Annotated in this window: 4 protein-coding genes; all 4 read left to right on the top strand. The window is 59.9% G+C overall.

Annotated elements, in window-relative coordinates; genetic code table 11:
• Positions 1 to 137, top strand: a 137-nt coding sequence (locus HX821_RS31630) for a hypothetical protein (RefSeq protein ID WP_177010130.1), incomplete at its 5' end; no start/stop codon positions are given.
• 100 nt (positions 138 to 237) lie between these two features.
• Positions 238 to 960, top strand: a complete 723-nt coding sequence (locus HX821_RS31625) for an ABC transporter permease (RefSeq protein WP_003220032.1) — start codon at positions 238 to 240, stop codon at positions 958 to 960.
• Positions 961 to 976: 16 nt separating this feature from the next.
• The gene (locus tag HX821_RS31620; RefSeq protein ID WP_102369535.1) at positions 977 to 1,714 is read left to right on the top strand and encodes an ABC transporter permease; all 738 of its coding nucleotides are present in this window, start codon (positions 977 to 979) and stop codon (positions 1,712 to 1,714) included.
• Between the two features lie 17 nt (positions 1,715 to 1,731).
• Positions 1,732 to 2,523, top strand: a complete 792-nt coding sequence (locus HX821_RS31615) for an ABC transporter ATP-binding protein (RefSeq protein ID WP_003220035.1) — start codon at positions 1,732 to 1,734, stop codon at positions 2,521 to 2,523.
• Positions 2,524 to 2,668 lie beyond the last annotated feature (145 nt).

Here is a 2,668-nt window from a genome sequence, read left to right as displayed (position 1 = left end):
ACGAAGCCGCCGAGCGTATCGCTCGCGTGCTGCACAACGACCCGGCGACCGGCGTGATGCGTCATGCGGATGCGGGCTACCAGATCGCGATTGATTGCGCCAAGGAGCAGGGTTTGAACCTGCCGATGGTCAAGTAAACCAGGCAGGCAGTTGCACCCTTTGCTTCATGGACGTCGGGCAGGTTGAGACGGATTTCAAGGTTCCGGTGCTTTATGTGTTTTCGGTAGGAGTGACTTGATGAGTCTCATGCAGATGCTCAGTTTTGGCGACACGGGTTGGGGGATGGCCTTGCTCAAGGCCGCCCTCATGACCGTGTTGTTGACCCTTGCGGCGCTGGTGGTCGGTGCGCTGGTCGGCAGCCTGGTGGCCATGGCCAAGCTTTCCAAAAAGCGTGCCTTGCGATACCTGGGGGATGCCTATTCCATCCTGTTCCGGGGGATTCCGGAGCTGTTGGTGATCTACCTGTTCTATTTCGGCGGTGCCAGTGTGGTGACGGCCGTCAATCACTGGTTTGGCGGTGAAGGCTATGTCGATGTCCCGCCGTTCATGGTGGGGGCCATCGCCGTCGGATTGATCTCGGCGTCGTATCAGGCTGAGGTCTATCGCGGTGCCTTTATCGCGGTGGCCAAGGGTGAGCTTGAGGCAGCACTGGCGATCGGCATGAACCGCGCAACGCGGATTCGCCGGGTGCTGATCCCGCAGATCTGGCGGTACGCGCTGCCGGGCCTGGGCAACGTCTGGCAAATGAGCCTGAAAGACTCCGCGCTGATTTCGGTGATTGGCCTGGTGGAACTGATGCGCGCCAGCCAGGTGGCGGCGGGTTCCACGCGCCAGTACTTCACGTTCTACATCGTCGGCGGCGTGTGCTACCTGATTCTGACCGGGCTTTCGGGCCGTCTTTTCAATATTGCCGAAGCGCGCGTACAGCGTACGCAGCGGCGCAATCCTGCACAGTCGTGAGAAGGGACCGTTTGCCATGATCGATTTCGCCTTTCTTGCCGACACCATGCTCAAGTTGCTGGGTGCCTTGCCCATCACCCTGGCCTTGTTTTTTTCGTCCCTGACCCTGGGGTTGCTGCTGTCGCTGGGCGTGGTGTCCATGCGCGTCAGCCGCTGGCCATTCCTCAGCTACCCGGCGCGTTTCTACATCATGCTGTTTCGCGGCACGCCGCTGATGATCCAGATGTTCCTGATCTATTACGGCCTGGGGCAGTTCCCGGCGATTCGCGACAGCTTCCTGTGGGTGGTGTTGAGGTCGCCTTATGGCTGCGCCGTGGTCTCCCTGGCGCTGTGCACCGCCGGTTACACCGCTGAAATCATTCGCGGTGGCCTGCTGAGCGTGCCTCAAGGGCAGATCGAAGCGGGGCAGGCGGTGGGCATGGGGCGTTGGACCCTGCTGTGGCGAGTGATCGGCCCCGTCACCTTGCGCCAGGCGCTTCCGGCCTATTCCACCGAGGCCATCTTGCTGGTCAAGTCCACCGCGCTGGCCAGCCTGGTCACCGTGTGGGACGTCACCGGCGTGGCACAACAAATCATCCAGCGTACCTACCGCACCATGGAAGTGTTCATTTGTGCGGCGTTGATCTACCTGATCCTGAATTTCCTGGTGGTGCGTGTGGTGGCCTGGATTGAACATCGTCTGTCGCCCCATCTGCGTGAGCGGCCGAAAGACCTGCCGGTCAAGCAAACCCCCGAACCTATTTCTCATTCCTGATTGCAGCGGAGCTTGTCATGAGTACTCAGATTCAGAGCGCCCTTACGGTTAACAACATTCACAAGGCTTTCGGTTCGGCACAGGTTCTCAAGGGGATCTCGTTGGAGGCTCACAAAGGTGACGTGATTTCCATCCTCGGTGCCAGCGGTTCGGGCAAGAGCACTTTCCTGCGTTGTATCAACCTGCTGGAAACCCCGGACGAGGGCAGTATTGTGCTCGACGGCGAAACCATCGAGCTCAAGCGCCAGCGCAACGGTCGGTTGTTGCCTGGCAGCACGCGGCAGGTGGAGACCATGCGCAGCAAGCTGGGCATGGTGTTCCAGAGTTTTAACCTGTGGTCGCATATGACGGTTTTGCAAAATGTCATCGAGGGGCCGATGCGGGTGCTCAAGCGTTCGAAGGCCGAGTGTGTGGAGGAAGCTGAGCAACTGCTGCACAAGGTGGGGCTTTATGATCGCCGTGATTATTACCCGGCGCATTTGTCGGGTGGGCAGCAGCAGCGGGTGGCGATTGCCCGGGCGTTGGCGATGAACCCGCAAGTAATGTTGTTTGATGAGCCGACGTCGGCGCTGGACCCGGAGTTGGTGGGGGAGGTGTTGCGGGTGATGCGGTCGCTGGCCGAGGAAGGGCGGACCATGTTGGTGGTGACCCATGAGATGGGGTTTGCGCGGCATGTGTCCAATCGGGTGGTGTTTATGGCCAATGGGTTGATTGATGCCCAGGGCACCCCGGCGGAGTTGTTTGAGGGGTTGCCGACTGAGCGGTTTCGGCAGTTTGTATCGAGTCATACGCAGCGTAGTGCGGAGTAGTGGTTGGGTGTTGGTTGGGTTTGGGTATATATCCGTTGCTGCGGTAACGGCCGCTTATGGTTTCGCTCTTACAGCGAGTCACTTTGCAAAAGCGGCAAAGTAACCAAAGCGCTCTGCCCCGCCTGTCGGCGCCTCGCTGTGGCTC

It is taken from the genome of Pseudomonas sp. B6001 (assembly GCF_013386015.1).
Classification (GTDB): domain Bacteria; phylum Pseudomonadota; class Gammaproteobacteria; order Pseudomonadales; family Pseudomonadaceae; genus Aquipseudomonas.
Note: the sequence above shows the minus strand (reverse complement) of the source record. Positions and strands in the feature narration are given on the sequence as shown.